Origin of the sequence: Saccharothrix xinjiangensis (genome assembly GCF_039527585.1) — a bacterium.
GTDB lineage: Bacteria > Actinomycetota > Actinomycetes > Mycobacteriales > Pseudonocardiaceae > Actinosynnema > Actinosynnema xinjiangensis.
Map to the genome: position 1 here is coordinate 18,505 of NZ_BAAAKE010000020.1, position 21,414 is coordinate 39,918.

The following is a 21,414-nucleotide window of genomic DNA, read 5'->3' on the forward strand; positions in this document are numbered from 1 at the left end:
CTGCCAAACTCCCCATCACCATGACGCTCGCAGCCACGATTGGGTAAAATCGTCGACTTCGCACTGTGACCTCCTTCGTCTCTGGGATACGGGCGAACATCGTGTTCCGCGAAGCGTTACCGCCGCGTGACACCGGGCGAACGCCGGCAGGATCACCAGGCGATCAGGCCCGGGGGACGTCGCCGGGCACGAAGGGGTGAGGGAGTCCTCGCTGTTGGGCACGGTGCTTTTCGCTGCGTCGCGGGCCGGGCCCCGGGCTTGCGGCGGGGTGGCCGCAAGCCCGGGGCCGTGGTGGTTCTGCGCCACCGAGGTCGGGTCAGCAGGAGCAGACGCCGCCGTTGTTCACGCCCGCGACACCGTTGGGGCCGGGGGATCCGGGGGATCCGTTGACGATGGTGGCGCCGGCTTCGACGGTGCCGGTGTTGCCCAGACCGCCCGCGCCCGCTGCTCCGCCGAGACCGCCGGCGCCGCCGGGGCCGCTGCACCCGGTGCCGCCGTTGCCACCCGCACCGCCGTTGCCGCCGTTGCCGCCGGTGACGGTGATGACATCGGCACCGGCGTCGCCGTTGACGGCGCCGGAGTTGCCGACACCGCCCGCACCGCCCGCTCCGCCGACGCCACCGGCGCCGCCGGGCTGGGTGGCGCTGATGCCGTTGCCGCCCTTGCCTCCGACCCCACCGGCGCCACCGAGACCGCCGTTGGCCTTGAGGGTGTCGACTCCGGCGCCGCCGTTGATGGTGCCGGAGTTGCCGATACCGCCAGCGCCACCCGCTCCGCCGACGCCGCCCGCGCCGCCGCCGCTGCCGCAGCCGCCGACACCGCCCGCGGCACCGGATCCGCCCGCACCACCGGTGGCGGTGACGGTGTCGAGACCGGCGTCTCCGGCGCCGCCGTTGATGGTGCCGGAGTTGCCGATACCGCCGACACCGGCCGCGCCGCCGATGCCACCGGCACCCGCGCCACCCGCGGTGGCGCCGCCGTTGCCGCCGAGCGCACCGAGGCCGCCGTTGCCGCCCTTGCCGCCGGTGGCGTTGACGGTGTCGTTGCCCGCGCCGCCGTGGATCAGTCCGGCGTTGCCCGCGCCGCCGACCCCGCCCACACCGCCGTTGCCGCCGGCGCCTCCGGCGCCGCTGCCCAGCCCGGTGCCGCCGGTGCCGCCGTTGCCGCCGTTGCCACCCGCGCCGCCGGTGACGGTGATGCTGTCCGTGCCCGCGCCACCGTCGATGACCCCGGTGCCGCCGACGGCGACACCGCCGCCGGTTCCGACGCCGCCGTTGCCGCCGGCGGAGCCGGCCGGGGTGCCCGCGGTGCCGTTCGCACCAGGGGCGCCGGTCGAACCCGCGACGCCCGCGACCCCGGTGACGGTGATCGTGTCGTTGCCGCCGAGGCCGTTGACGGTGCCGTTGACCGGGCCGCCGGTGATGGTGATGATGTTGTTGGCCGAGGTGCCGTCGAGGACCTGGCCCGCGGGTACGCCGGCGGTGCAGACGAAGTTGTTGCCCGTTTGGGTGCATCCCGGCGGGATCGCCTGGGCCGTGCCCGGTGCCACCAAGGCGAACCCGGCCACCGTGCCCACACCGATCAGAGCCCGGGTCAAACGGCGGGACGTACGTGCGCGTGCTGTTGAAGTCATGATCAATCTCCACCCGTGGGTGGGTCCGAGCCGATGCCGCGGACCCGCGAGGGCGATCCGAATGACCGGGGTCCGGGGTCACGTGGCCGACGCTGCCTGGAACAAGAACGTCGAATCGGATGGCACCCTTCGCGGGTCACGCTCCACCACCTTGTGAGGTCAGGGAAGGTGCATCATGGAGGACCACTCCGATGCGATGCGTTTCCCCTCGATGCGAGAAAGATCTACCATTTCTAGGGCTTGGCTCTACCCTGGGTAGCCCGATCCGGCCACGCGCAGTCTTCCATCGAGTATTCGTACGCGATTTCGGAATTATCCGCAGCCGCCTGGATTAAAGCTGCGACCGTCCGGATGAGCGTTTCCCCGATCAAGCCCGAAATGGTTGGCGGAGACCTCGCACCGCCAGTCCCCTGTTCGGTGGATTTCCGAGCCCTTGGTGGATCGCGGGTGAACCCCGGAAATTCCGGCGGCGAGCTCGCGACGCGGGAACACATCGCGAACCCACCCGTGCCCGATCCCGGAAGGATGGTGTCGTCGATCGCACCGAAGTTCGGGGTGACCCCCGGGACGCTGCGCGAGTGGATCCGGCAGGCCGCAGCCGGTCGGCGCCACCCGCCGGGGCGGCGGCGGTCGGGGCAGGCGTGCGCCCGGATCCGGCGCCGCGGTCGTGCGGGCGCGTCGGCTCCCTTGACCGACAACTCACTGCTTTACTAGGGTACTAGGAAAGCAGCAAAGGGGCTACCGTGTTCGTCTTCCGGCTCGACACCCACTCCGGCGTGCCGCCGTACCTGCAACTCGTCCAGCAGGTCCGCCAGGCGGTGCTGCTGGGCTTCCTCCAACCCGGTGACCGCCTCCCGCTCATCCGCGAGGTGGTCGAGGACCTGGCGATCAACCCGAACACCGTCGCCAAGGCGTACCGGCAGATGGAGCAGGAGAACCTGGTCACCGGCCGGCCCGGCCAGGGCACGTTCGTCGATGAGCAGCAGTCGGCCGCGATGTCGGCATCGACGTACACGTCGCTGCGCCGCGGCCTGGTGACCTGGTTGCGCCGCGCCTCCGCGGCCGGCCTCGACGAGCAGGCGGTCAACGCGCTTTTCGCTTCCGTCCACCAGCAGACGAGGAACGAGGACGTGGCGTGACAGCGACCGAGTTCGCGCTGCGCACCGACGGCCTGGGCAAGCGGTACCGGAAGGGCTGGGCGCTGCGCGACTGCACCCTCGCCCTGCCGGCGGGCGGCGTGATCGCCCTGGTCGGGCCGAACGGCGCGGGCAAGACCACGCTGCTGCGCCTGGCCGTCGGGTTGCTGGCACCGAGCACCGGCACGGTGGAGGTCCTCGGCCACGACGTCACCGCCAGCACCCCGCGAATCCTGTCCCGGATCGGGTTCCTGGCCCAGGACCACCCGCTGTACAAGCGCTTCACCGTCGCCGAGGTGCTCCGCTTCGGCCGGGCCTGCAACCTGCGGTTCGACCAGGGGCTGGCCGAGCGCCGGCTGGCGAAGCTGGGCATCCCGCTCGACCGCCGGGCCGGCACGCTCTCCGGCGGGCAGCAGGCCCAGGTCGCCCTGGCCCTAGCCCTGGCGAAGCGGCCGGACCTGCTCGTCCTCGACGAGCCGGTGGCCAGCCTCGACCCGCTGGCCCGGCACGAGTTCCTCCAGGTCCTCATGGGCGCGGTGGCCGAAGGCGGGGTGACCGTCCTGTTCTCCTCCCACGTCGTGCACGAGCTGGAGCGCGTCTGCGACCACCTGGTCGTGCTCAACCACGGCCGGGTCACGCTCACCGGTGACATCGACACCCTCCTCGCCGAGCACCGGCTGCTCGTCGGCCCGCGCACGGCCACCGACCTCGACCGGGCCGGCGCCGTCGTGGAGGCCGTCCACAGCGACCGGCACACGACCCTGCTGGTGCGCGACGGCGCGATCCCGGCCGCGCCCGGGTGGCAGGCCCAGCCGGTGGCGCTGGAGGACCTGGTGCTGGCGTACCTGCGCCGGCCGTCCGAGCCGAGCGCCGCGGTCACGTCGGGGGTGGCGGCATGGCGTGGTTGATCTGGCGCCAGCACCGGACCGAGGTCTGCGTCCTGGGTTTGCTCGTCGGCGTGTTCGGCATCGCCCTGCTCGTGCTCGGGGCGCAGGCCCACGACCTGTTCCCCGGCGGTCCCGCCCGGTGCGCGGGAGGGGCCGGTGTCAACGAGGACTGCGCGGCCTCCTTCCGCCGGCTCGACGAGGAGCACGGGTACGTCGAGAACCTCTTGGCCGCCTTCTACCTGGTCCCCGTCGTCATCGGCGCGTTCCTCGGCGCGCCGCTGCTCGCGCGCGAACTGGAGGACGGCACCTGGCAGCTCGCCTGGACCCAGGCCGTGCCGCGGATGCGCTGGCTGGCGGCCAAGCTCGCGGCACTGGCCGGCGTCACCGCCGCGCTCACCGGGGTGTTCACCGCGGTGCTCACCTGGTTCCGCCGGCCGTTCGACGCGTGGGAGGGGCGGTTCCAGTACGACGCCTTCGACCTGGAGGGACTCGTTCCGGTGGCGTACGCGCTGTTCGCGTTCGGCGTCGCCACCGCCGCGGGGGCGGTCCTGCGGCGCAGCCTGCCCGCGTTCGGCGTCGCGTTCGGGGCGTTCCTCGCCGCCCGGATGCCGGTGGCGCTGTTGGCCCGCCCCGCGTACGCCACGCCGCTCACCACCGTGGAGCCGGTCCCCGTCGGCGGCTCGGAGGACCAGGCGGGGCACTGGCCCGTGCCCGGCTTCGCCGACTGGATGATCGAACACGGCTACGCGGACGCCACCGGGCGCAGGCTGAGCTCGACCGAGTACGCCGAGCTGGAGGGCGCCGCCAACCGGGCCGGCACCAACCTCAACCAGTTCCTGCACGGGCGGGGCATCCAGCAGTTCGGGGTCTACCACCCGGCCGACCGGTTCTGGACGTTCCAGCTCATCGAGGCGGCCCTGTTCATCGCCGTCGCGGCGGTCCTGATCGGTGTGGTGGTGTGGCGGGTGCGGCGCCGTGTCATCTGATGCCCTGACCACAAGCGTTCACGGTGTTGGTTGACCCGCTGTGACGCGGTGGGCGGAGATCAACTGAAAGCGGCCGGCCGCCGATCCATCTGCCGAACGGACCCGGTCGGGGCGGTGGCGCCGCCGGAGGTCGACGACGCCACCGCTTCCGGACGAGCGGGACCGGCCGGCCGCCACCGGGCGGTCCTGCCCACCCCCGCGCGGTCGGGCCGCGCGGGGGCGTTTCGGGGATGGTGCCGGTTGCGGCGTCGAGCGGCTTCTCGACGTCGCGACCGACTGCCGGTTCGCACGGGCGGGCTGGGACCGGTGCGGTCACCTGCGGGAGTCGAGCAGGTGACCGGCCCGCCGCGGCTGCTCCGCGGACATGAGCGCCAGGCACGCGGTGATCAGGACGAGGTTCTTGACGACGAACTCGCCCTCGGTGGTGAGCAGCAACGGGTTGCCCGCCTGGAACGCCGCCTGCGGCTGGACCACCAGCACCAGGAACGTCCCCAGCAGGTGGACCAGGGCGACCGCCGCGACCTGGCGCAGCCGGCGGCCGAGCCACAGCGCCGCGCCGAGCGCGATCTCCGCCGTTCCGAGCGAGGTCAGCAGCAGGTCCCGGTCCAGCCAGGGCACGGTGCGGGCGACCAGGTCGGCGACCGGTGTCACGTCGGCGACCTTGAGGGCGCCGAACCACACGAACACCAGGCCGAGCGAGCCGCGCAGCAGCGTCACCGCGCGGGCGGTCACGGCGCACCGCAGGTGGTGGTGTCGACGGGGTCGACGCGCCACTGCCCGTCGTGCAGGCGCAGCAGGTGCTCGCCGGTGTGCCCGCCGTGCTGCCAGGCGACCCGGGCGAGGTCCGGGCCGTCGGCGACGACGCCGAGCACCTCGTAGGGGACTCCGGGCGCGCAGTGCGCGAGCCGGTCGGCGAACGCCTCCCGCGGATCGCGCTGCTGCGCGTCGGCGGTCCACATGTCCCAGGCCGCGGTCGGGTCGCCTCCCGAGAGCAGGCCGAGGTAGGTGGTGGCGACCCCGCGCAGACGTGCGGCGTCCTCCGCCGTCATGGGGTGCCGGTGGTGCTGGTGGTGCCGGTGGTCGGGTTCGCCGAACGCGCACCCGGCGGTGAGCGCGGCGGTCAGGGCGAGGCGGATGAGGGCTTTCACGTGGGTCCTCCCGGGGTGACCGGGCAGCGGCCCCGCGTCGTTGCGGGGCCGCCACCCGCCTGGCGTCAGTTGCCCAGGCGCTTGGTGCCGTACTGGGAGACCCAGTTGTTGCCGCCGACGTTCATGTCCGCCAGGACCTCGACGGAGTCACGCGTGGCCTCCAGGCTCATCGAGCCCTGGTTGGAGCCGGCCAGCTCATAGGTCCACGTCTGCCCGACCGGGACGTTGCGGTCGGCCAGTGGCACGTCGTGGAAACCGAACCGGATGACGTAGTGCGACTCGCCGTTGCCGCGGGGGACCTCGACGTAGTCCTGCTGCGGGTGCCCGTACTGGACGGACGCCCGGTAGTGGTGGTCGACGGAACCCGAGGGGGCGCGGAACTTCAGCACCAGGCAGTCGGTGTGCACGGGCGCGCCGCCGGTGTTGGTGAAGATCAGCTTGCGGCTGCCGTAGAACGTGCCGCCTTCGAGCTGCACCTTGACCGACAGGCCGACGTTGCTCTTGAAGCCGGTGTTCAGGGGCTCGTCCAGGACCGGGTTGCGGCCCGGCACGACGTAGTCCGCACCGCGCCGGCACCGCTCCAGCGGCGAGCCGTCCACCGAGGAGGGACCGTCCGGGTACTGCTGGCCGTGGGCCGCCGGTCCCGCGCTCACGGGGGACGTGACCGCGACGACGTTCGCGCTCGCGGGCAGCGAGGACGCGACGAACGCCGCGGACAGCGCGAGACCGGCGACTCCGGTGGCGGACCAGGCCGCCTTGGCCGTTTTCTTCATGGGTGTGCCTCCGTCAGGATCGGAAGGAAGCACCGGGGGAAATGTGTCCCGCCGGGGCTGGAACACCGTGGCGGCGGCTTCTTCAGATTAGTGAGACGAACTTTTTACTGTCAACGAGGAAAACCGGCGATACTCGATCAGACCAACGCCGGCGTCCATTGCCGGGCTTTTCGGGACAATTCTTTTTCCGGGCGCTGTTCCACGGCGGCCCGCCTGTCCACGGCGGACCGCTTTCGATTGTGGAAGGGAACGGGCCGGTGGCCGCCGGGTGGGTGGCGCGACTGCGCCGGCGGCCACCGCCGGGTGGCGATCAGCTGGTGAGGGTCCACTTCTGGCTGTTCCAGGCGCCGCAGTCCCAGAGGTGCGGGCGGGCGCCGTTGGCGGTGCTCTGGCCCTCGATGTCCAGGCAGCGGCCGGACTTGAGGTTCTTCAGCGTGCCGTTCGACTGGAAGGCCCACTTCTGGCTGTCCCAGGAGCCGCAGTCCCACAGGTGGGCCTTGGCGCCGTTGGCGGTGGCGCCGCCTTCGACGTCCAGGCACTTGCCACCGGACTTGAGCTGCTGCCCGTCGAGCGCCCAGGTCATGGCGGGCGCTTCGGCGCAGGCCCACTGCTGGACGACGGTGCCGTTGGCCGTGCCGCCGCCGGCGCGGTCGAGGCACTTGGCGGTGGCCCCGTTGACGACCTTGCCGCCGGTGACGGGGTCGGGGTCCGGGTCGGGGTCCGGGTTGCCGCCGCCGGGGCCCCAGGCGTTCCAGTTGTCCCAGGTCTCGGCGTCGAAGCCGATCCGGCCGGGCTTGTCCGCGGCCCAGTTGGAGCCGGACTTGTCGATGGTGGCGCCGCCGACGGTGTAGTTCTCCAGCTTCAGGCCGCGGCCGTCACGCGTCTCGTTGCCCAGGGTCACCTTCTGCCCGCCGCTGTTGCTGTGCCGCTTGAGGAGGCTGACCTGGGAGGAGGCGTCCATGTGGTTCCAGGCGTCGATCCTGAGGTTCTTGACGTGGATGTTCTCGGTGCTGGACAGGGCGAAGACGCGGATCGCGCAGTTGGTCATGCCCTCGACGGTGATGTTCTCGAAGGTCATGTTCCGCACCCGGGAGTTGGGGTCGGCCTTGGTGGTCGAGCCCATGTCCTCCCAGTGCGAGGAGGAGTTGAGGACGCAGGTGTTGTACTTGACGTCCTTCCAGTACATCCGGTTGTGGATGACGTGGGTGTTGTTCACGCGCACGTTGTCGATGTTGCGCGGGGTCCAGCCCCACTGGATGACGGGGCCGTTCTCGTTCTTCCAGACGACGGTGTTATCGATGCTGACGTCGCTGTGGTACATCTTGAGCACGTCGTCGTTGGCGTTGAAGAACGTGTTCTTCATGGTGCTGCCGCGGTAGAGCTCGATGCCGTCGGTCTGCCAGTACCAGGAGCCGACCTGCTGGTAGTTCTCGACCCTCATGCTGAAGGTCTGCTCGTCTCCGTACACCACGAACGAGTGGTACGGCGGTTCGTTGATCGTCACGCCTTGCAGGTCCAGGTGCTGCTGCCGGCCCGGGGCCGAGGCGAACTGGAGCATCTTCACGCAGGTGGAGTGGCAGTTCGACGAGCCGGAGAGGTGGTCGTAGTTGTTGGCGGTGTCGGCCTCGTAGACGTACTGCTCACCGGAGAGCACGCCGTAGCCCGTCACCTTGTACAAGCCCTGGCTGTCGTCGGGGAAGCGGATGGCGCCCTTCACGTACGCGCCGGGGGCCAGGTAGACCCACTTGACCTGCTTGGGCAGCAGGGCGTGGTACTTCGAGGTCATGTGGTAGGTGCCGGGCCTGAAGTGCACGACCTCCTCGCTGATCGCGTTCAGGTTGGTGACCTGCCCCTGCGGCGGGTAGTAGGTGCTCCCCGAGGCCGCGGTGGGGATCAGCCGGTCCCGCTCCGCACCGGTGGGCGCGGGTTCGGCGAAGATCATCATGGAGTTGCGGGGCTCGGTGTGGATGGCGCGGTTCCCGCCGCCCGACGCGGTGGTGAGCTTGCCGGCGTCGCCGGCCGGACCCGACATGTCGTTGTGCGCCGTGTACAGCTGCGGGTCGAACTCGACGGAGAAGCGGTGGCCGGCCGCGCTGTAGGGGACCCTGATGCGGACGGTGTCGCCGTCGACGAGCTGCTTGGTGAAGTCGAGGCTGCTGGGCCTGATCTTGACCTGGTCGGCCGAGGAGACGGTCTGGCCGGTGCGCAGGGAGACGTCGACCCACACGTCGGCGGCGTACTGGAAGGACGACCAGCTCATGGTCAGGTTCGCCGACGAGGAGAACTCGGCGCCGTCCTCCTTGGTGTAGCCGATCTTGCCCTTCCCGCTGCGCGGGATGCTCATGTAGGCGAATGAGTCGTACCTCGTGGCCGGGGCCGCGGCGGTGGCGACCTGGACGTCGTAGAACGACGAGCGCCTGACCTTGTCGTTGGCCACCGGGCTGCCGGTGTTGAACTCGTGGTTGTCGTGCCACCAGGTCTTGAGCTGGTCGCCGTCGGCGGTGGAGACGGCGGCCTGGGCCGGCGGCGTCCCCGCGCCCACCCCGGCCGGCGCGACCGCGCCGACCAGGGCGAGCGCCAGGCCGGCGGCCAGTGCCGCCGGTCGGCTCATCCTTGCTGCGGGCATGGCGAAATCCTCTTCTCGTCATTGGGAAGGGTTTGCGTCGTGCTACTGCGGCCTCACTTCATGAAGACGTGTGCGGACCACGGCTCCATGGCGATCCGGCCGTTCACGACCGACGGCTCGTCGACGTTGGACAGCAGCTGGTCGGCAGCCGACCAGCCGCCGTCCAGGGCGGCGGTTCGCGGTGTGCCGCCGAGGTTGGCCACGACGAGCAGCCGGTCGTCGTCCAAGGTGCGCTCGTAGGCGTAGAGGTAAGGGTCGTCGGCCAGGAGCATCCGGAAGTCGCCACGGGCGATCACCGGGAGCGAGTGGCGCAGCTCGATGAGGCGTCGGTAGTGGTTGAAGACGGAATTCGGGTCGTCGTACTGGGCAACGGCGTTGAGCCAGGCGTGGTTGGGGTTGACCGCGATCCACGGTTCGCCGGTGGTGAACCCGGCCTGCGGGCTCGCGTCCCACTGCACGGGGGTGCGGGCGTTGTCGCGGCCCATCGCGCGCAGGCCGCGCAGCACCGCCTCCGGCTCACCGCCGGCGGCGACGGCCTCGGCGTAGTGGTTGAGCGATTCGACGTCGCGCAACTCGTGCACGCCGGCGAACGGCGCGTTGGTCATGCCCAGCTCTTCGCCCTGGTAGACGTAAGGAGTGCCGCGGTGCAGGTGCAGCACGGTGGCCAGCGCGGTGGCCGACTCGCGCCAGTACCCGCCGTCGTCGCCGAAGCGGGACACCACCCGGGGCTGGTCGTGGTTGTTCCAGTACAGGCTGTTCCAACCGACCTCGCCCAGCCCGGTCTGCCACCGGCCCAGCGACGCCTTGAGCGCCCTCAGGTCCAGCGGGCGCGGGTCGAACTTGCCACCCGGACCGTGGTCGAGCGAGACGTGCTCGAACTGGAACACCATGTCCAGCTCGCGCCGTCGCGGGTCGGTGAACAGCCGGGCGTCCTCCCAGGTGACCCCGGGCATCTCCCCCACGGTCAACAGCTCGCCCGGTCGGGCGTCGAACACCTCGCGGTGCATCTCCTGGAGGAATTCGTGGATGCGCGGTCCCGTGCCGTAGTGCGGGAACCCGTCACCGAGGCCACCGGTCCCGGTGGTCGCGCCGTCGGGCAGGGCGGGATCCTTGGAGATCAGGTTGATGACGTCCATCCGGAAGCCGTCCACGCCCCGGTCCAGCCACCAGCGCATCATCTCGTGCACGGCGTGGCGGACCCGGGGGTTCTCCCAGTTCAGGTCCGGCTGGCGGCGGTCGAACAGGTGCAGGTAGTACTCGCCGGTCGTCTCGTCGAGGGTCCAGGTGGGACCGGAGAAGAACGACTCCCAGTTGGTGGGTTCCGCGCCGGGCCGCCCGGCTTCGAACCCCTCGCGCGGCGGTCGCCACCAGTACCAGTCGCGCTTGGGGTTGTGCTCGGAGGAGCGCGACTCGACGAACCAGGGGTGCTGGTCGGAGGTGTGGTTGACCACCAGGTCCATCACCAGCTTCATGCCGCGGGCGTGCACCTCGGCCAGCAGGCGGTCGAAGTCCGCCAACGTCCCGAACGCCGGGTCGATCGCCTGGTAGTCGGAGATGTCGTAACCGTTGTCGGCGTGCGGGGAGGCGTAGACGGGCGACAGCCAGATCACGTCGACGCCGAGCCGTTCCAGGTGGTCCAGCCTGGTGATCAGACCGGGCAGGTCGCCGACGCCGTCGCCGTCGGAGTCGGCGAAGCTGCGCGGGTAGACCTGGTAGACCACGGCCGAGGTCCACCACGGGGCGGTGGCCAGGGTTGGGGTGACCGTCTGGTCGAGAGTCATGGACGTCCTTCGTGGGGGTTATTTGACCGCGCCGAGGTTCACGCCGCGCATGAGCGTGCGCTGGAAGAGCAGGAAGAACACCAGTGCCGGCAGGATGCCCGCCAGCGACACCGCGGCCAGGGCGGTGGGGTCGCTGGTGTACTGGCCGCTGAGCGCGCCGAGCGCGACCGACACGGTCTGGTTGTCCGCCGAGGGCAGCAGCACCAGGGGCAGGAAGAAGTCGTTCCAGGTCCAGATGAAGAAGAACGTCATCAGCACCGCCGTGGTCGGCCTGGTCAGCGGCAGGACGACCAGGCGCAGCACCTGGAAGCGGGTGGCGCCGTCGAGCCGGGCCGCCTCCAGCACCTCGGGCGGGAAGGTCCCGAGCACCGAGGACAGCATGTAGGTGCCGAACGCGCTCTGGAGCACGGCCAGGATGATGACGACGCCGGTCGTGGTGTCGTAGAGCCCGAGGTCGCGGGTGAGCACGAACAGCGGGTACACCAGCGCTTCCTGCGGGATGGTGAACGCCAGCATGAACAGCGCGAGGATCCACACCCGGCCGCGGATGCGGCCGATGCCGATGGCGAACGCGGACAGCAGGCTCAGCGTGACCGCGATCAGGGCCACGCTGCCGCTGATGACGACGCTGTTGAGCAGCTTGCGGTTGAAGTCGACGCCGACCCAGAAGTCGACCAGGGCGGAGAAGTCCAGCTCGGTGGGCAGCGAGACCGGTCCGTTGGCGATGTAGTCGGGCGCCGGCTTGAACGCGTTGATGATCGCGATCCAGAACGGGAAGAGCATCAGCAGGCCGATGCCGGCGACCAGGGCGAGCACCACCCAGCCGCCGGCACCGCGCTTGCGGCGCTTGACCCGGCGCACGGGCGGTGCCGATCGGGGCGTCACGGTCACGGCCGGCTTCTCCAGGCTATCGACGGCCATCTTCGAACCCTTCGGAGTTGCGGGTCTGGTAGCGCAGCAGCGCGACCGCGACGACCGAGATCATCAGCGCCAGCACGGACGCCACGGCGGCGCCGTAGCCGACCTTGGTGGTGGTGAAGAAGTTGGAGAACGAGAAGTAGGCGGGCACGATCGTGCTGGTGCCGGGCCCGCCGCGGGTGAGCACGAAGATCGGCGCGAACACCTTCAGCGCCGCCACCGAGGTGGTGATCAGCACGACGGCGATCTCCGGCCGGAGCTGGTTGAGCGTGATGGCGCGGAACTGCTGCCACCAGGTCGCGCCGTCCAGCTCGGCGGCCTCGTACAGCGCCGGGTCGACCCGGGACAGCCCGGCCATGAACACCACCACGGTGTAGCCGATCTGCAACCAGACCAGCACGTTCATCACCGCGTAGATGGCCAGGTCGGAGTCGCCGAGCCAGTTCTGCGCCAGGCCGCCGAGGCCGAGGTCGCGCAGGGTGGTGTTGATGATCCCGTACTGGGGTTGGTACATCCACTTCCACAGCACGCCCGCCACCGCGATGGGCAGGATCTGCGGCAGGTAGTAGGTGGCGCGCAGGAAGCTCGCGACCTTCGAGCCGAACTTCGGCGAGATGTGGTTGAACAGCACGGCCGCGATCACCACCCCCAGGGCGGTCGGGAGGATCGCCATGGCCACGATGAACGCCACGCTGTGCCGGAACGAGGCCCAGAACAGCGGGTCGCCCAGCAGCCGCTGGTAGTTCTCGAACCCGATGAACACCGGGTCGCCGACACCTCGGAAGGAGGTGAGGCTGTACCAGAGGTTCATCCCGAAGGGCACGGCGACGACGGCGAGGAACCCGATCGCGCCGGGCAGGACGTACCACCAGTAGCCGGCCCTGCGTTCGGACGTGCCCTTGCGCGTCCGACGTGGCGCGGTGGTGCGCGTGGCTGTGTTGGACGTGGACATGGCGATCCTTTCGGCCCGGCCGGTCAGGCGGAGGGCTTGCCGGCGTCGTAGGCGGCCTTGATCGCCTCCACCACCTGTTGCGGGCTCGCGTCACCGCCGACGAGGTCCGTGGTGTTGGCCAGCAGCACGTCGTTCAGCCCGGCCACCGGCCAGTCCGGGTACCAGGCCAGGCCGCCCTCGTCGCCGGACAGCAGCTCGGTGAAGCGGTCGCCGACCAGCAGGCCCATCGCCGAGCTCGCCGAGCCGGGTTCGGCCGCGACCGGCACCCCGCCCCTGTCGGCCAGGAAGTTCTGCACCTCGGGTCGCTGGGTGATCTCCAGGAAGTCGTAGGCGAGGTCCTTGTTCTTGGCCTTCGCGGGCACGACCCACAGGTTGCCGCCCGAACCGAGGTGCAGCTCGTTGCCGGGGAACAGGAACTGGCCGGTCTTGAAGGTGGGCTGCTCGGCGATCTGCCCCGACCACCAGGTGCCGGAGACGAACATCGGGTACTGGCCCGCGATGAACGCGTTGCCCGCGTCCTGGGCGGGGATGCCGGTGGAGTCGGCGCCGATGTACTCCTCGTCCACCCACCGGCGCATGGCGGCGGCGGCCTTCTCCCACGCCGACCAGTCCGGTTCGCCCTCGAACCGCTGGTAGGCGGCCAGGGACCGCTCGTCCATGTGCGCCAGGGCCAGCGAGTACAGCAGGTGCGGGCCGGGGTAGTCGGCGGAACCGAGCGCGAGCGGCGTGACGCCCTTGTCCGCGAACGCCTTGAGCGCGTTCTCGAACTCGGCCAGGGTGGTCGGCACCTGGACGCCGTGCTGGGCGAACAGGTCCTGGTTGTACCAGACGCCGACGTACTCGCCGTAGTTCGTGATCCCGTACCGCTTGCCCGACCCCATGAGCCCGTTGTCGTCGTAGAGCCCGACGTCCTGGGCGGTGTTGTCGAGCTTCCAGCCGCGGGTGGCGGCGACGTCGGTCAGGTCGGTGAGCAGGCCCGCCCTGGCCACGACGCCGGCGGTGGCGTTGCCCTTGAGGTACTCCAGCACGTCGGGGGTGTCGTCGGAGTCGAGGATGAGCCGGCCGGACTGCTGCACCTGCTCGTAGGTCTTGAGCTCCTGCTCGACGGTGACGCCGGGGTGCTCCTCCTCGAAGATCGAGACGGCCTGCTTCCAGGCGGCCGACAGCGCGCTGTCGTCGGTCTCCCACCACCACACCTTGAGCGTGTCGGGGTCCCCGGGGTCACCTCCGCTCGAACACCCGATCATCACCAGCGCCAAGGCGGCGGCCACCGCGGTGGCCAGCCGTAGGGGGTGCTTGCGCATGTCGATCCTCCAGAGTCGCGACGGCGGCGTCGCCGACCGGCTTTTCTTCGTCGCAACATTAAGGGTGACGGCACTGTAACGCGTCAACCCGCAGCTAGTCACGTTTTCGTCACGCACGAGGCCTTGTCAGGTAGTTTCGCGGCGGTACTATTGCGGCTCGGTCCCCCACTCGACAGGAGCGCACGGTGCTCGACGCCGCTTCACCCTGGGCACCCCTGCTGCCCTCCGCCCGCCGCGTGACGCTGGAGGTGCTGCTCCACGGCCCGCTGGCCCGGTCGGAGCTGGCGGACCGGTTGGGCCTGTCGACGGCGAGCCTGACCCGGCTGACCAAGCCGCTGGTGGACGCCGGCCTGCTGCGCGAGGTGGACACGCCCAACCTGCGCGGCGGCGGCCGGCCGTTGCAGCCGCTGGACGTCGACCCCGACCTCCAGCGCTTCATCGGCATCAAGCTCGCCGGGTTCCGCGCCTACGCCGTGCTGACCAACCTGCGCGCGGACATCCTCGACAGCGCCTCCGTCGAGATCACCGGGCACGACGTCGAGGCGGTCGTGGCCAAGATCGCCGAACTGGTCGCGTCACTGGACGACCCGGGGCGACCGGTCGCCGCCGTCGGCATCGGCATCGGCGGTGTGGTCCACGAGTTCGCGCGCGTCCAGCGCGCCGTGTTCCTGCACTGGAAGGACCTCGACCTCGGCGCGGAGGTCTCCCGGGCGACCGGCAGGCCGACGGTGGTGTCCAACGACCTCGACGCCCTGCTGGAGGCCGAGCACTGGTTCGGCGACGGCCGGGACGTGGACAGCTTCGCCGTGCTCACCATCGGCGCCGGCGTCGGCGGCGGCCTGGTCATCCACGACCGCCTCGTCGGCGGCCCCGACTCCGGGCTGGGCCTGCTCGGCCACTTCCCCGTCGACCCCTTCGGCCCGATCTGCCCCGAGGGGCACCGCGGCTGCGTGAAAGCCCTGCTCACCACCGACGCCATCCAGTCACAGGCCGCCCTGACGCTGGGGCGGCCCGTCACCTACGACGAGGTGCTCGACCTCGCCGAAGCGGGCAACGCCGTCGCCGACCAGATCGTCGGCAGGGCGGCTCACGCGTTCGGCACGCTGATCGCCGCCGTCGCCAACATCGCCCAACCCGAACGGATCATCCTCACCGGCGAGGGCATCCGCCTCGCCCAGGTCGCCGAAGGGCGCGTGCGGACGACCATCGCCCAGTCCCGCAACCCCGAGGCGTCACCGATCGACCTGCGGCTCATCAACGACGACCCCATGCTCTGGGCCCGCGGCGCGGCCGCCGTGGCGATCCAGCGCACCGTGCTGGCCGTCCTGCCCCTGCGGGCCGGCTGACCACGTCCACCCGATCCCCTCCCACGGCGCGGACCGCCGTGGCGATGGCGCACGCCCGCCTCCGCCGGGGCAGGCCCGAGGGGAGCGGGCGCTGAAAGCAGCGGGCGCGGGCACCAGGACCTGCGAACCGGTGCCCGCGCCCGCATCCCACGGCCCTCGCCAGAAGGACGGGCAGGGCCGGCTCAGCCGCAGTGATACCGCTCGCCGGGGCCGCGGTCACCGGGCCGCGAGGGGACCGCGCACGGCGGGGTGCGGCGGCGTGGTCGAGGATGTCGGGGTGCGCGTTCACCTCTTGACCGCCGAGGACCACCGGCTGCTCGACGCCGCGGTGCGGAAGTTCCGCGACGTCGTGGTCGAGGACCACGCGCCGTTCCTGGCGGACCCGGCGGCGGTCGCGTTCGTGGCGCTGGAGGACGGCGAGGTGGTCGGCTGGGCGTGGGGCTGCCGGCAGCGCCACGCCTGCGGTTACTCGCAGGTGCAGTTGTACGAGATCGGCGTCGTCGAGCAGGCGCGCGGGCGCGGGATCGGACGCGCCCTGCTGACGGCGTTCCGCGAGCACGCGGTCCGGGAAGGTCACCGCAGGATGTGGCTGTTCACCGACGAGGGCAACCACGCGGCCAAGGCGCTCTACGAAGCCGCCGGGGGGCGGCCCTCATCGCACGACGACGCGGGCTACTGGTGGCAGCTCGACGGCGCCGCGGCCCGGTGATGCCCCGCGTCGAGGTCCACCGGCAGGTGGCGATCCGGCGTCAACCCCCGCGGTTCGCCGGCGGAGCGGGCGCGGCGCCCGGCAGGCCCGACCGTCAGGAGGCGCGGGCGAAGCAGGTGCCCTTGGCGCCGGGGAACAGGTCGGGCGCGAGGCCGATGGCGAAGTCGCGGATGAGCACGTCGACGTCGAGGTAGGTCTTGGCGCGGCACTCCTCGAAGTTCTCGTCGACCCCGGCGATGAAGTCGCCGTCCCGGAAGGGCTTGAACCGGCTGGTGCGCGAGTCGGCCCGGAGGGTGTCGCGGGTCATCCTCACGGGGTCGTAGACGATGAAGAAGTCGGCGTCGGCCGCGGTGCCGACCGCCTTCTCGAAGTCGTAGGGCTGCCCGTTGGGCGCGGGGTTGTCGGGCGCGAAGACGTTGTCCACGCCGAGCTGGGTGAGCAGGCGGCCGACGAGGGTTTCGGCGCCGTGGCCGTGGACGAACTCGCAGCCCCGCTCCGGCGCGACGCAGAGATAACCCGCCCTGCGGTTGTCGATCTTGCCGGAGACGGTGGAGACGACCTCGTCGTAGCGGGCCTTGATGGCGTCGAACTCGGTGTTGGCGGCGGCTTCGGCGTTGTAGAACGCCGCCACCATCTTGATCCACTCCGCGGAGGCCAGGGCGTGGCGCTCCAACCGGTTGGACACGCTGACCCCGGGCATGCCGGCGGCGCGGGCGTGGGAGATGTCGTCGAAGCCCTTGCCGAACCCCGACATGAGGATGACCTGGTTCCTCAGGCCCAGCACGGCCTCCTTGTTCAGGTCGGTGTACTCGCCGATCGACAGGGGTTCGCCGGCGGCCTCGGCCACCCCGGCGTACCACTCGTCCTTCTCGGCGTTGCCCAGCAGCTGGCCGCTCAGGCCGGTGATGGTGCTGCTCTTGCCGAGCCGGTCGACCATGGCCAGGGCGTTGAACGAGGTGACCGACGCGTTGGTGACCGGCACCTGGACGACCAGCGCGCCCTCCAGGTCGCCGGTGACCTCGGGTTGGGGCGTGCCGCACTGGTAGAGCACGTACTTCAGCTCGGGGCCGTCGTCGTTCTCGGTGTCGGTGAGCGTGATGGTCTTGTAGGAGCCGTGGTAGCTGATGTCCCACAGCTCGGACTCGGTGACCGCGCTCTTGTCGGGGAAGTAGTCGCGGCCCTCGGCGTAATCGGTGGCGCAGTCCCCCGCGCCTGCCTGGCCGCCCGGCGCGTCGGGGCTCGATCCTCCGCAGCCGGCCAGGGCGAGGGGCAGCGCGAGCAGCGCGACGGCCGAGCGGGTGAGTGCGTTCACGGTGGTGCTCTCCTGCGTGTCCGTGGTGGGTCCAGTGGTGGCGGGAAGGGGTGTCGGCGGGTGGGTGTCACCCGGTCCGCGCGTCTTCGGGCAGCGGCGCGGTGCGGTCGCGCAGGTGCGCGACCAGGGAGTCGAAGCCGGCGCCCCGTGCGCCGTTGACGTCCCAGCGGCACGGTGCGCCGTGCTCGATGCTCAGGACGTGGCCGCACGGCTCCGCGGTGGGTTCCCAGCCGGCGCGGCGCACGGCGTGCTCGGCCCACTGGCGCAGCCGCCCGTCGGCGACCACCCGCACGGTGGCGCCCGGCTCGGTGCCGTCGGCGACGACGATGGTGGCCGCGGCATCGTCGAAGGACATGTTCTCGCCGGTGAAGGTGCGGGTGACGGCGTCGCCGTAGGCGAGGTCCTCGGGTGCGCCGGCGGTCACCGTGCCGTCGCCGCCGACCAGCCACACCTGGTCGGCGCGGCGCAGCGCGAACCCCAGGTCGTGGGTCGACAGCACGATCGCCGCCCCGGTGGTCGCCGCGAGCCGGGTGAGCATCGCCGCGAACTCGATGCGGCGCGCCACGTCCAGGAACGCGGTGGGCTCGTCCAGCACCAGCACCGCCGGCTCCTGGGCCAGCGCGCGGGCCACCATCACCCGCTGGCGCTCGCCGTCGGACAGGTCGGTCAACGGGCGGTGGCGCAGGTCCTCGACGCCGGCATCGGCCAGGGCCCGGTCCACCGCGGCGCGGTCCCGCGCCTTCTCCCCACCGATCCAGGACCGGTAGGGCATCCGACCCAGCGCCACCACCGCCTCGACGCTCATCTGCCCCACGTCGACCGGCTCGGTCAGCGTGACCGCCAGACGCCGCGCCCGCTGCCGCGGCGACAGGGCGGCGAGGTCCCGTCCGTCGAGCAGGACGTGGCCGGCCAGCGAGGGCTGCGCACCGACCAGGGTGCGCAGCAAGGTCGACTTGCCCGCGCCGTTGGGGCCGATCAGCGCGATCAGCTCACCGGGCCGGGCCGCCAGGTGCACGTCGCGCAGCACGGTGACCGCCGGGCGCCGGCGACGGCGCCGGTAGCCGGCGGCGAGCGCCACCGCCCGCAGGACCGGTCGGAGGTCCTCGGTCATCGCGCCCGCCTCCTCGCCCGGCCGGACAGCAGCACCCACAGGATCACCGGCGCGCCGACGAACGCGGTCACCGAGTTCAGCGGCAGCGAGGTGCCGGTCAGCCCGTTGCCACCGGCGATGTACTCGGCCACCAGCACGATCACCGCACCGATCAGGGCGCCGGCGGGCAGGACCACCCGGTGGTCGGCGGTGCGCAGCAGACCCCGGGCCAGGTGCGGCGCCGCGAGCCCGACGAACCCGATCGCCCCGCAGTAGGCCGTGGTGACCCCCGACAGCACGGCCACGCTCGCCAGCGACAGGAAGTGCACGCGGCGGACGTTGACGCCCAGGCTGCCCGCGTACCGATCGCCGAGCAGCAGGGCGTTGAGCGGCTGGGCCAGGAACACCGACAGCACCAGCACCGCCGCGCAGGACGCGGCGACGACCTGCAACTCGCTCCAGGTCACGTTGCGCACCGAGCCGCGGGTGAACGTCGCCAGCGCCTGCAACCGATCCGGGTCGGTGTAGTAGACCAGCATGTCCACCACCGCGCCGGCCAGGTAGCCCAGCATCACGCCCACCACCAGGACCACGACCGGGTCGCCGACGCGACGGGCGACGCCCAGCGCGATGAGCAGGACCCCGGCGGCCCCGGCGACCGCGGCGCCGGTGACACCGAGCCGGCTGACCAGCCCGAGACCCGACAGCCAGCCCACGCCGCTGGTGCCCAGGATGACGATCGAGGCGCCGAGGATCGCGCCGGAGCTGACACCGAGCACGAACGGGTCGGCCAGCGGGTTGCGGAACAGCGTCTGCATCTGCGCCCCGCCCACCGCCAGGGCGGCCCCGGCCAGCAACCCGGCCACGACCTTCGGCAACCGCGCGTCCAGCACGATCGTGCGGTTGACCGCGGACTCGGCTTCCCGGCCGGTCAGGATGCGCAGGACCTCACCGATCGGGATGGGGATCGAGCCCTGCGCGATCAGAACCACCACCGCGGCCAGCAAGAGGAGGACCAGCAGCCCGAACAAGCCGGCCACGTAGCCGACGCGCCGACGTGCCCCGGTCTTCCGCGGCGGTGCGATGGCCTCGTCCTCGACCGCGTCCTCGACATGCGTGCCACTGCTCGACACCGCGCACCTTGCTCCTCCGCTCCGGACACCCGGAAACCGGCCACCACCGTAGAAGTCGTGCCACAGCGCCACCTGGTTCCCGAGCATCGCGAAAACGCGCAGATGGTGGAGATTTCGCACGAGCCGGGAACTCCACCGGCCGACCTGTTGGACGTGCCCCGGCCGCTCCGCCGGAACGGCTCGACGTCGGTCCCGGACCCGGCCGTCCGCTCCGGGCGCAGGAAGAAGTGCGCCGCGGCTCGGCACGGCATGGGCTCAGCGGCGGTGTGCGACGCCGGGGCGGTGGAAGAGGACCGCCCCGGCGTGTCCGTGGGTCAGGCGGCTCGTCGGTGGGCGGTGGGTCGCAGGTGACGCTGCTGTCCGCGACGCCCACCGGGGCGCGGGGCGGTCTCGTCACCGCGGTGGTCGTGGTGGTCGAGGTCGTCGCGGTCTTCCCTGGCGGGCGTGCCCGGAGTCGGCTCCCGGTGCGCGCGGGCCACGAGGTAGAGCAGGGCCAGACCGGCCACCAGGGGCAGGTGGGAGACGACTCGGGTGGTGGTGGCGGTGCCGGCGAGCAGGTCGTTGACGGAGAAGGCCAGCAGCACCGCGACGAAGCCGCCCAGGGTGGGCAGCAGCCCGGCGGCGCGGTGCGCGCTCACGGCGGCGACCAGCAGGCCGATGCCGAGTGCGAGGTTCCAGGCGGCGCCCTCGTTGAACAGGTGGGTGGAGAACCCGTGGCCGCCGTGCGCGCCGGTGGCGCCGGCGAGCAGCTGGGCCAGGGCGAGCCACAGCTGGACGATGGCGACCGCGGCCAGCGCCAGGCGCGGTGTCAGGGCGATGTGGCGGATTTCGGCGGTGGGGCGGGGCGGGGCGGCGGCCAGCACGGCGTCGACCAGGTCCGGCTCCGGCCCGACGGGGCGGACGCGGATGGTCCTGGTCAGGGCGTGTGCGCTCGCCTGCCAGCGGGTGCAGGCGGTGCACTGTGCCAGATGCGCGTCCGTCTCGGCGGCAGCTACGGGCTCGGCCTCGCCGTCCAGGCGGGCCGAGAGCGCTTCACGGCAGGATTGGCAGTCCACGCACTTATAGTCGCCCCATTCGGCTCACCAGTTCCCGACACCGTGTCGTTACCATCCGGAATCGTGACAGCCTTCGACGACGAGGTGACGCGCTGGGCGCTCGACGCGCGCTCCGGCGACCGCGCCGCCCTGGAGCGGTTCGTCCGGTCCACCCAGCGCGACGTGTGGCGCTTCGTCGCCCACCTGGCCGACGTCGACCTGGCCGACGACCTCGCCCAGGAGACCTACGCCCGCGCCCTGACCAGCCTGCGCCGCTTCGCCGGGCGCTCCTCCGCCCGCACCTGGCTGCTGGTCATCGCCCGTCGCGTGGTGATCAACCAGATCCGCACGGCCCGGTCGCGCCCCCGGCTGTCGTCGGGCTCGGACTGGGCGCAGGAGGCCGACCGCAGGGCGGTCGACACCGGTTTCGAGGACGCCGTCGAGCTGAACCTGCTGCTCGACGCCCTGACCCCGGACCGCCGCGAGGCCTTGGTGCTCACCCAGGTCCTGGGCCTGCCCTACGCCGAGGCCGCCGAGGTCGCCGGCTGCCCGGTCGGCACCATCCGCTCCCGGGTCGCCCGTGCCCGCGACGACCTGCTGCGCGCCACGGGTGACGAGGCCACCGAAGCGGGGTGACCTTCCGCGG

Annotated in this window: 20 protein-coding genes; 7 read left to right on the forward strand and 13 right to left on the reverse strand. The window is 71.6% G+C overall.

Annotated features, from left to right (window positions below):
- Positions 1-316: 316 nt before the first annotated feature.
- The gene (locus ABD223_RS30160; RefSeq protein WP_344039994.1) at positions 317-1,597 is read right to left on the reverse strand and encodes a hypothetical protein; all 1,281 of its coding nucleotides are present in this window, start codon (positions 1,595-1,597) and stop codon (positions 317-319) included.
- A gap of 561 nt (positions 1,598-2,158) precedes the next feature.
- On the opposite strand from ABD223_RS30160, the gene ABD223_RS43680 reads away from it, so the two are divergent.
- The 4 genes from ABD223_RS43680 to ABD223_RS30175 are packed head-to-tail and all read left to right on the forward strand — an operon-like array spanning position 2,159 to position 4,642.
- A complete protein-coding gene (locus ABD223_RS43680; RefSeq protein WP_380646855.1) occupies positions 2,159-2,347 on the forward strand; it encodes a hypothetical protein in 189 nt (62 codons plus the stop codon).
- A 29-nt stretch (positions 2,348-2,376) separates the two neighbouring features.
- Positions 2,377-2,772 (forward strand): GntR family transcriptional regulator, encoded by a 396-nt coding sequence (locus ABD223_RS30165; protein ID WP_344039995.1) that lies wholly within the window; start codon positions 2,377-2,379, stop codon positions 2,770-2,772.
- A complete protein-coding gene (locus ABD223_RS30170; protein WP_344039997.1) occupies positions 2,769-3,677 on the forward strand; it encodes an ABC transporter ATP-binding protein in 909 nt (302 codons plus the stop codon). Before ABD223_RS30165 ends, ABD223_RS30170 begins: the two co-directional genes overlap by 4 nt.
- A complete protein-coding gene (locus tag ABD223_RS30175) occupies positions 3,665-4,642 on the forward strand; it encodes an ABC transporter permease subunit (RefSeq protein ID WP_344039999.1) in 978 nt (325 codons plus the stop codon). Before ABD223_RS30170 ends, ABD223_RS30175 begins: the two co-directional genes overlap by 13 nt.
- Before the next feature lie 312 nt (positions 4,643-4,954).
- On the opposite strand, the gene ABD223_RS30180 is transcribed toward ABD223_RS30175, so the two are convergent.
- The 8 genes from ABD223_RS30180 to ABD223_RS30215 form a co-directional block, all read right to left on the reverse strand.
- Positions 4,955-5,374, reverse strand: coding sequence for a DoxX family membrane protein (locus tag ABD223_RS30180; RefSeq protein ID WP_344040000.1), 420 nt, complete (start codon positions 5,372-5,374; stop codon positions 4,955-4,957).
- Positions 5,371-5,790 carry a hypothetical protein gene (locus tag ABD223_RS30185; RefSeq protein ID WP_344040001.1) on the reverse strand — a complete coding sequence of 140 codons (420 nt, stop codon included), beginning with the start codon at positions 5,788-5,790 and terminating at the stop codon, positions 5,371-5,373. Before ABD223_RS30185 ends, ABD223_RS30180 begins: the two co-directional genes overlap by 4 nt.
- A gap of 65 nt (positions 5,791-5,855) precedes the next feature.
- Positions 5,856-6,563 carry a hypothetical protein gene (locus ABD223_RS30190; protein WP_344040002.1) on the reverse strand — a complete coding sequence of 236 codons (708 nt, stop codon included), beginning with the start codon at positions 6,561-6,563 and terminating at the stop codon, positions 5,856-5,858.
- Between the two features lie 310 nt (positions 6,564-6,873).
- Complete coding sequence (locus ABD223_RS30195) at positions 6,874-9,189, reverse strand: family 49 glycosyl hydrolase (protein WP_344040003.1); 2,316 nt, start codon at positions 9,187-9,189, stop codon at positions 6,874-6,876.
- A gap of 53 nt (positions 9,190-9,242) precedes the next feature.
- Positions 9,243-10,970, reverse strand: coding sequence for a glycoside hydrolase family 13 protein (locus tag ABD223_RS30200; RefSeq protein ID WP_344040005.1), 1,728 nt, complete (start codon positions 10,968-10,970; stop codon positions 9,243-9,245).
- Positions 10,971-10,988: 18 nt separating this feature from the next.
- Positions 10,989-11,891: a carbohydrate ABC transporter permease gene (locus tag ABD223_RS30205; RefSeq protein ID WP_344040006.1), complete on the reverse strand. Its 903-nt coding sequence runs from the start codon at positions 11,889-11,891 to the stop codon at positions 10,989-10,991.
- Positions 11,878-12,840, reverse strand: coding sequence for a carbohydrate ABC transporter permease (locus tag ABD223_RS30210; RefSeq protein WP_344040007.1), 963 nt, complete (start codon positions 12,838-12,840; stop codon positions 11,878-11,880). The genes ABD223_RS30205 and ABD223_RS30210 overlap by 14 nt, the downstream gene beginning before the upstream one ends.
- Positions 12,841-12,863: 23 nt before the next feature.
- On the reverse strand, positions 12,864-14,144 hold the full coding sequence (locus ABD223_RS30215) for an ABC transporter substrate-binding protein (RefSeq protein WP_344040008.1): 1,281 nt from the start codon (positions 14,142-14,144) through the stop codon (positions 12,864-12,866).
- Positions 14,145-14,329: 185 nt separating this feature from the next.
- Between ABD223_RS30215 and ABD223_RS30220 the strand changes: the two genes are divergently transcribed.
- Together ABD223_RS30220 and ABD223_RS30225 are read left to right on the forward strand one after the other, a co-directional pair.
- A complete protein-coding gene (locus tag ABD223_RS30220) occupies positions 14,330-15,490 on the forward strand; it encodes an ROK family protein (RefSeq protein ID WP_344040009.1) in 1,161 nt (386 codons plus the stop codon).
- Between the two features lie 277 nt (positions 15,491-15,767).
- Entirely contained in the window at positions 15,768-16,199 is a 432-nt protein-coding gene (locus tag ABD223_RS30225) for a GNAT family N-acetyltransferase (protein ID WP_344040010.1), read from the forward strand.
- A gap of 94 nt (positions 16,200-16,293) precedes the next feature.
- Here the strand turns inward: ABD223_RS30225 and ABD223_RS30230 are convergent, their stop codons facing one another.
- From ABD223_RS30230 to ABD223_RS30245, 4 genes are all read right to left on the reverse strand, one after another.
- Positions 16,294-17,511: an ABC transporter substrate-binding protein gene (locus ABD223_RS30230; protein WP_344040011.1), complete on the reverse strand. Its 1,218-nt coding sequence runs from the start codon at positions 17,509-17,511 to the stop codon at positions 16,294-16,296.
- Between the two features lie 67 nt (positions 17,512-17,578).
- Positions 17,579-18,622, reverse strand: coding sequence for an ABC transporter ATP-binding protein (locus ABD223_RS30235; RefSeq protein WP_344040012.1), 1,044 nt, complete (start codon positions 18,620-18,622; stop codon positions 17,579-17,581).
- Positions 18,619-19,734: a FecCD family ABC transporter permease gene (locus ABD223_RS30240; RefSeq protein WP_344040013.1), complete on the reverse strand. Its 1,116-nt coding sequence runs from the start codon at positions 19,732-19,734 to the stop codon at positions 18,619-18,621. The genes ABD223_RS30235 and ABD223_RS30240 overlap by 4 nt, the downstream gene beginning before the upstream one ends.
- A 314-nt stretch (positions 19,735-20,048) precedes the next feature.
- On the reverse strand, positions 20,049-20,789 hold the full coding sequence (locus tag ABD223_RS30245; protein ID WP_344040015.1) for a zf-HC2 domain-containing protein: 741 nt from the start codon (positions 20,787-20,789) through the stop codon (positions 20,049-20,051).
- A 63-nt stretch (positions 20,790-20,852) separates the two neighbouring features.
- Here ABD223_RS30245 and ABD223_RS30250 point away from each other — a divergent pair, with 63 nt between their 5' ends.
- Positions 20,853-21,404 (forward strand): sigma-70 family RNA polymerase sigma factor, encoded by a 552-nt coding sequence (locus ABD223_RS30250; RefSeq protein WP_344040016.1) that lies wholly within the window; start codon positions 20,853-20,855, stop codon positions 21,402-21,404.
- Positions 21,405-21,414 lie beyond the last annotated feature (10 nt).

Bases quoted from the DNA above. Each gene is read 5' to 3' on its own strand.
- ABD223_RS43680 (WP_380646855.1), top strand. From the start codon at position 2,159: ATGGTGTCGTCGATCGCACCGAAGTTCGGGGTGACCCCCGGGACGCTG.
- ABD223_RS30175 (WP_344039999.1), top strand. From the start codon at position 3,665: ATGGCGTGGTTGATCTGGCGCCAGCACCGGACCGAGGTCTGCGTCCTG.
- ABD223_RS30190 (WP_344040002.1), bottom strand. From the start codon at position 6,563: ATGAAGAAAACGGCCAAGGCGGCCTGGTCCGCCACCGGAGTCGCCGGT.
- ABD223_RS30195 (WP_344040003.1), bottom strand. From the start codon at position 9,189: ATGCCCGCAGCAAGGATGAGCCGACCGGCGGCACTGGCCGCCGGCCTG.
- ABD223_RS30200 (WP_344040005.1), bottom strand. From the start codon at position 10,970: ATGACTCTCGACCAGACGGTCACCCCAACCCTGGCCACCGCCCCGTGG.
- ABD223_RS30205 (WP_344040006.1), bottom strand. From the start codon at position 11,891: ATGGCCGTCGATAGCCTGGAGAAGCCGGCCGTGACCGTGACGCCCCGA.
- ABD223_RS30210 (WP_344040007.1), bottom strand. From the start codon at position 12,840: ATGTCCACGTCCAACACAGCCACGCGCACCACCGCGCCACGTCGGACG.
- ABD223_RS30215 (WP_344040008.1), bottom strand. From the start codon at position 14,144: ATGCGCAAGCACCCCCTACGGCTGGCCACCGCGGTGGCCGCCGCCTTG.
- ABD223_RS30235 (WP_344040012.1), bottom strand. From the start codon at position 18,622: ATGACCGAGGACCTCCGACCGGTCCTGCGGGCGGTGGCGCTCGCCGCC.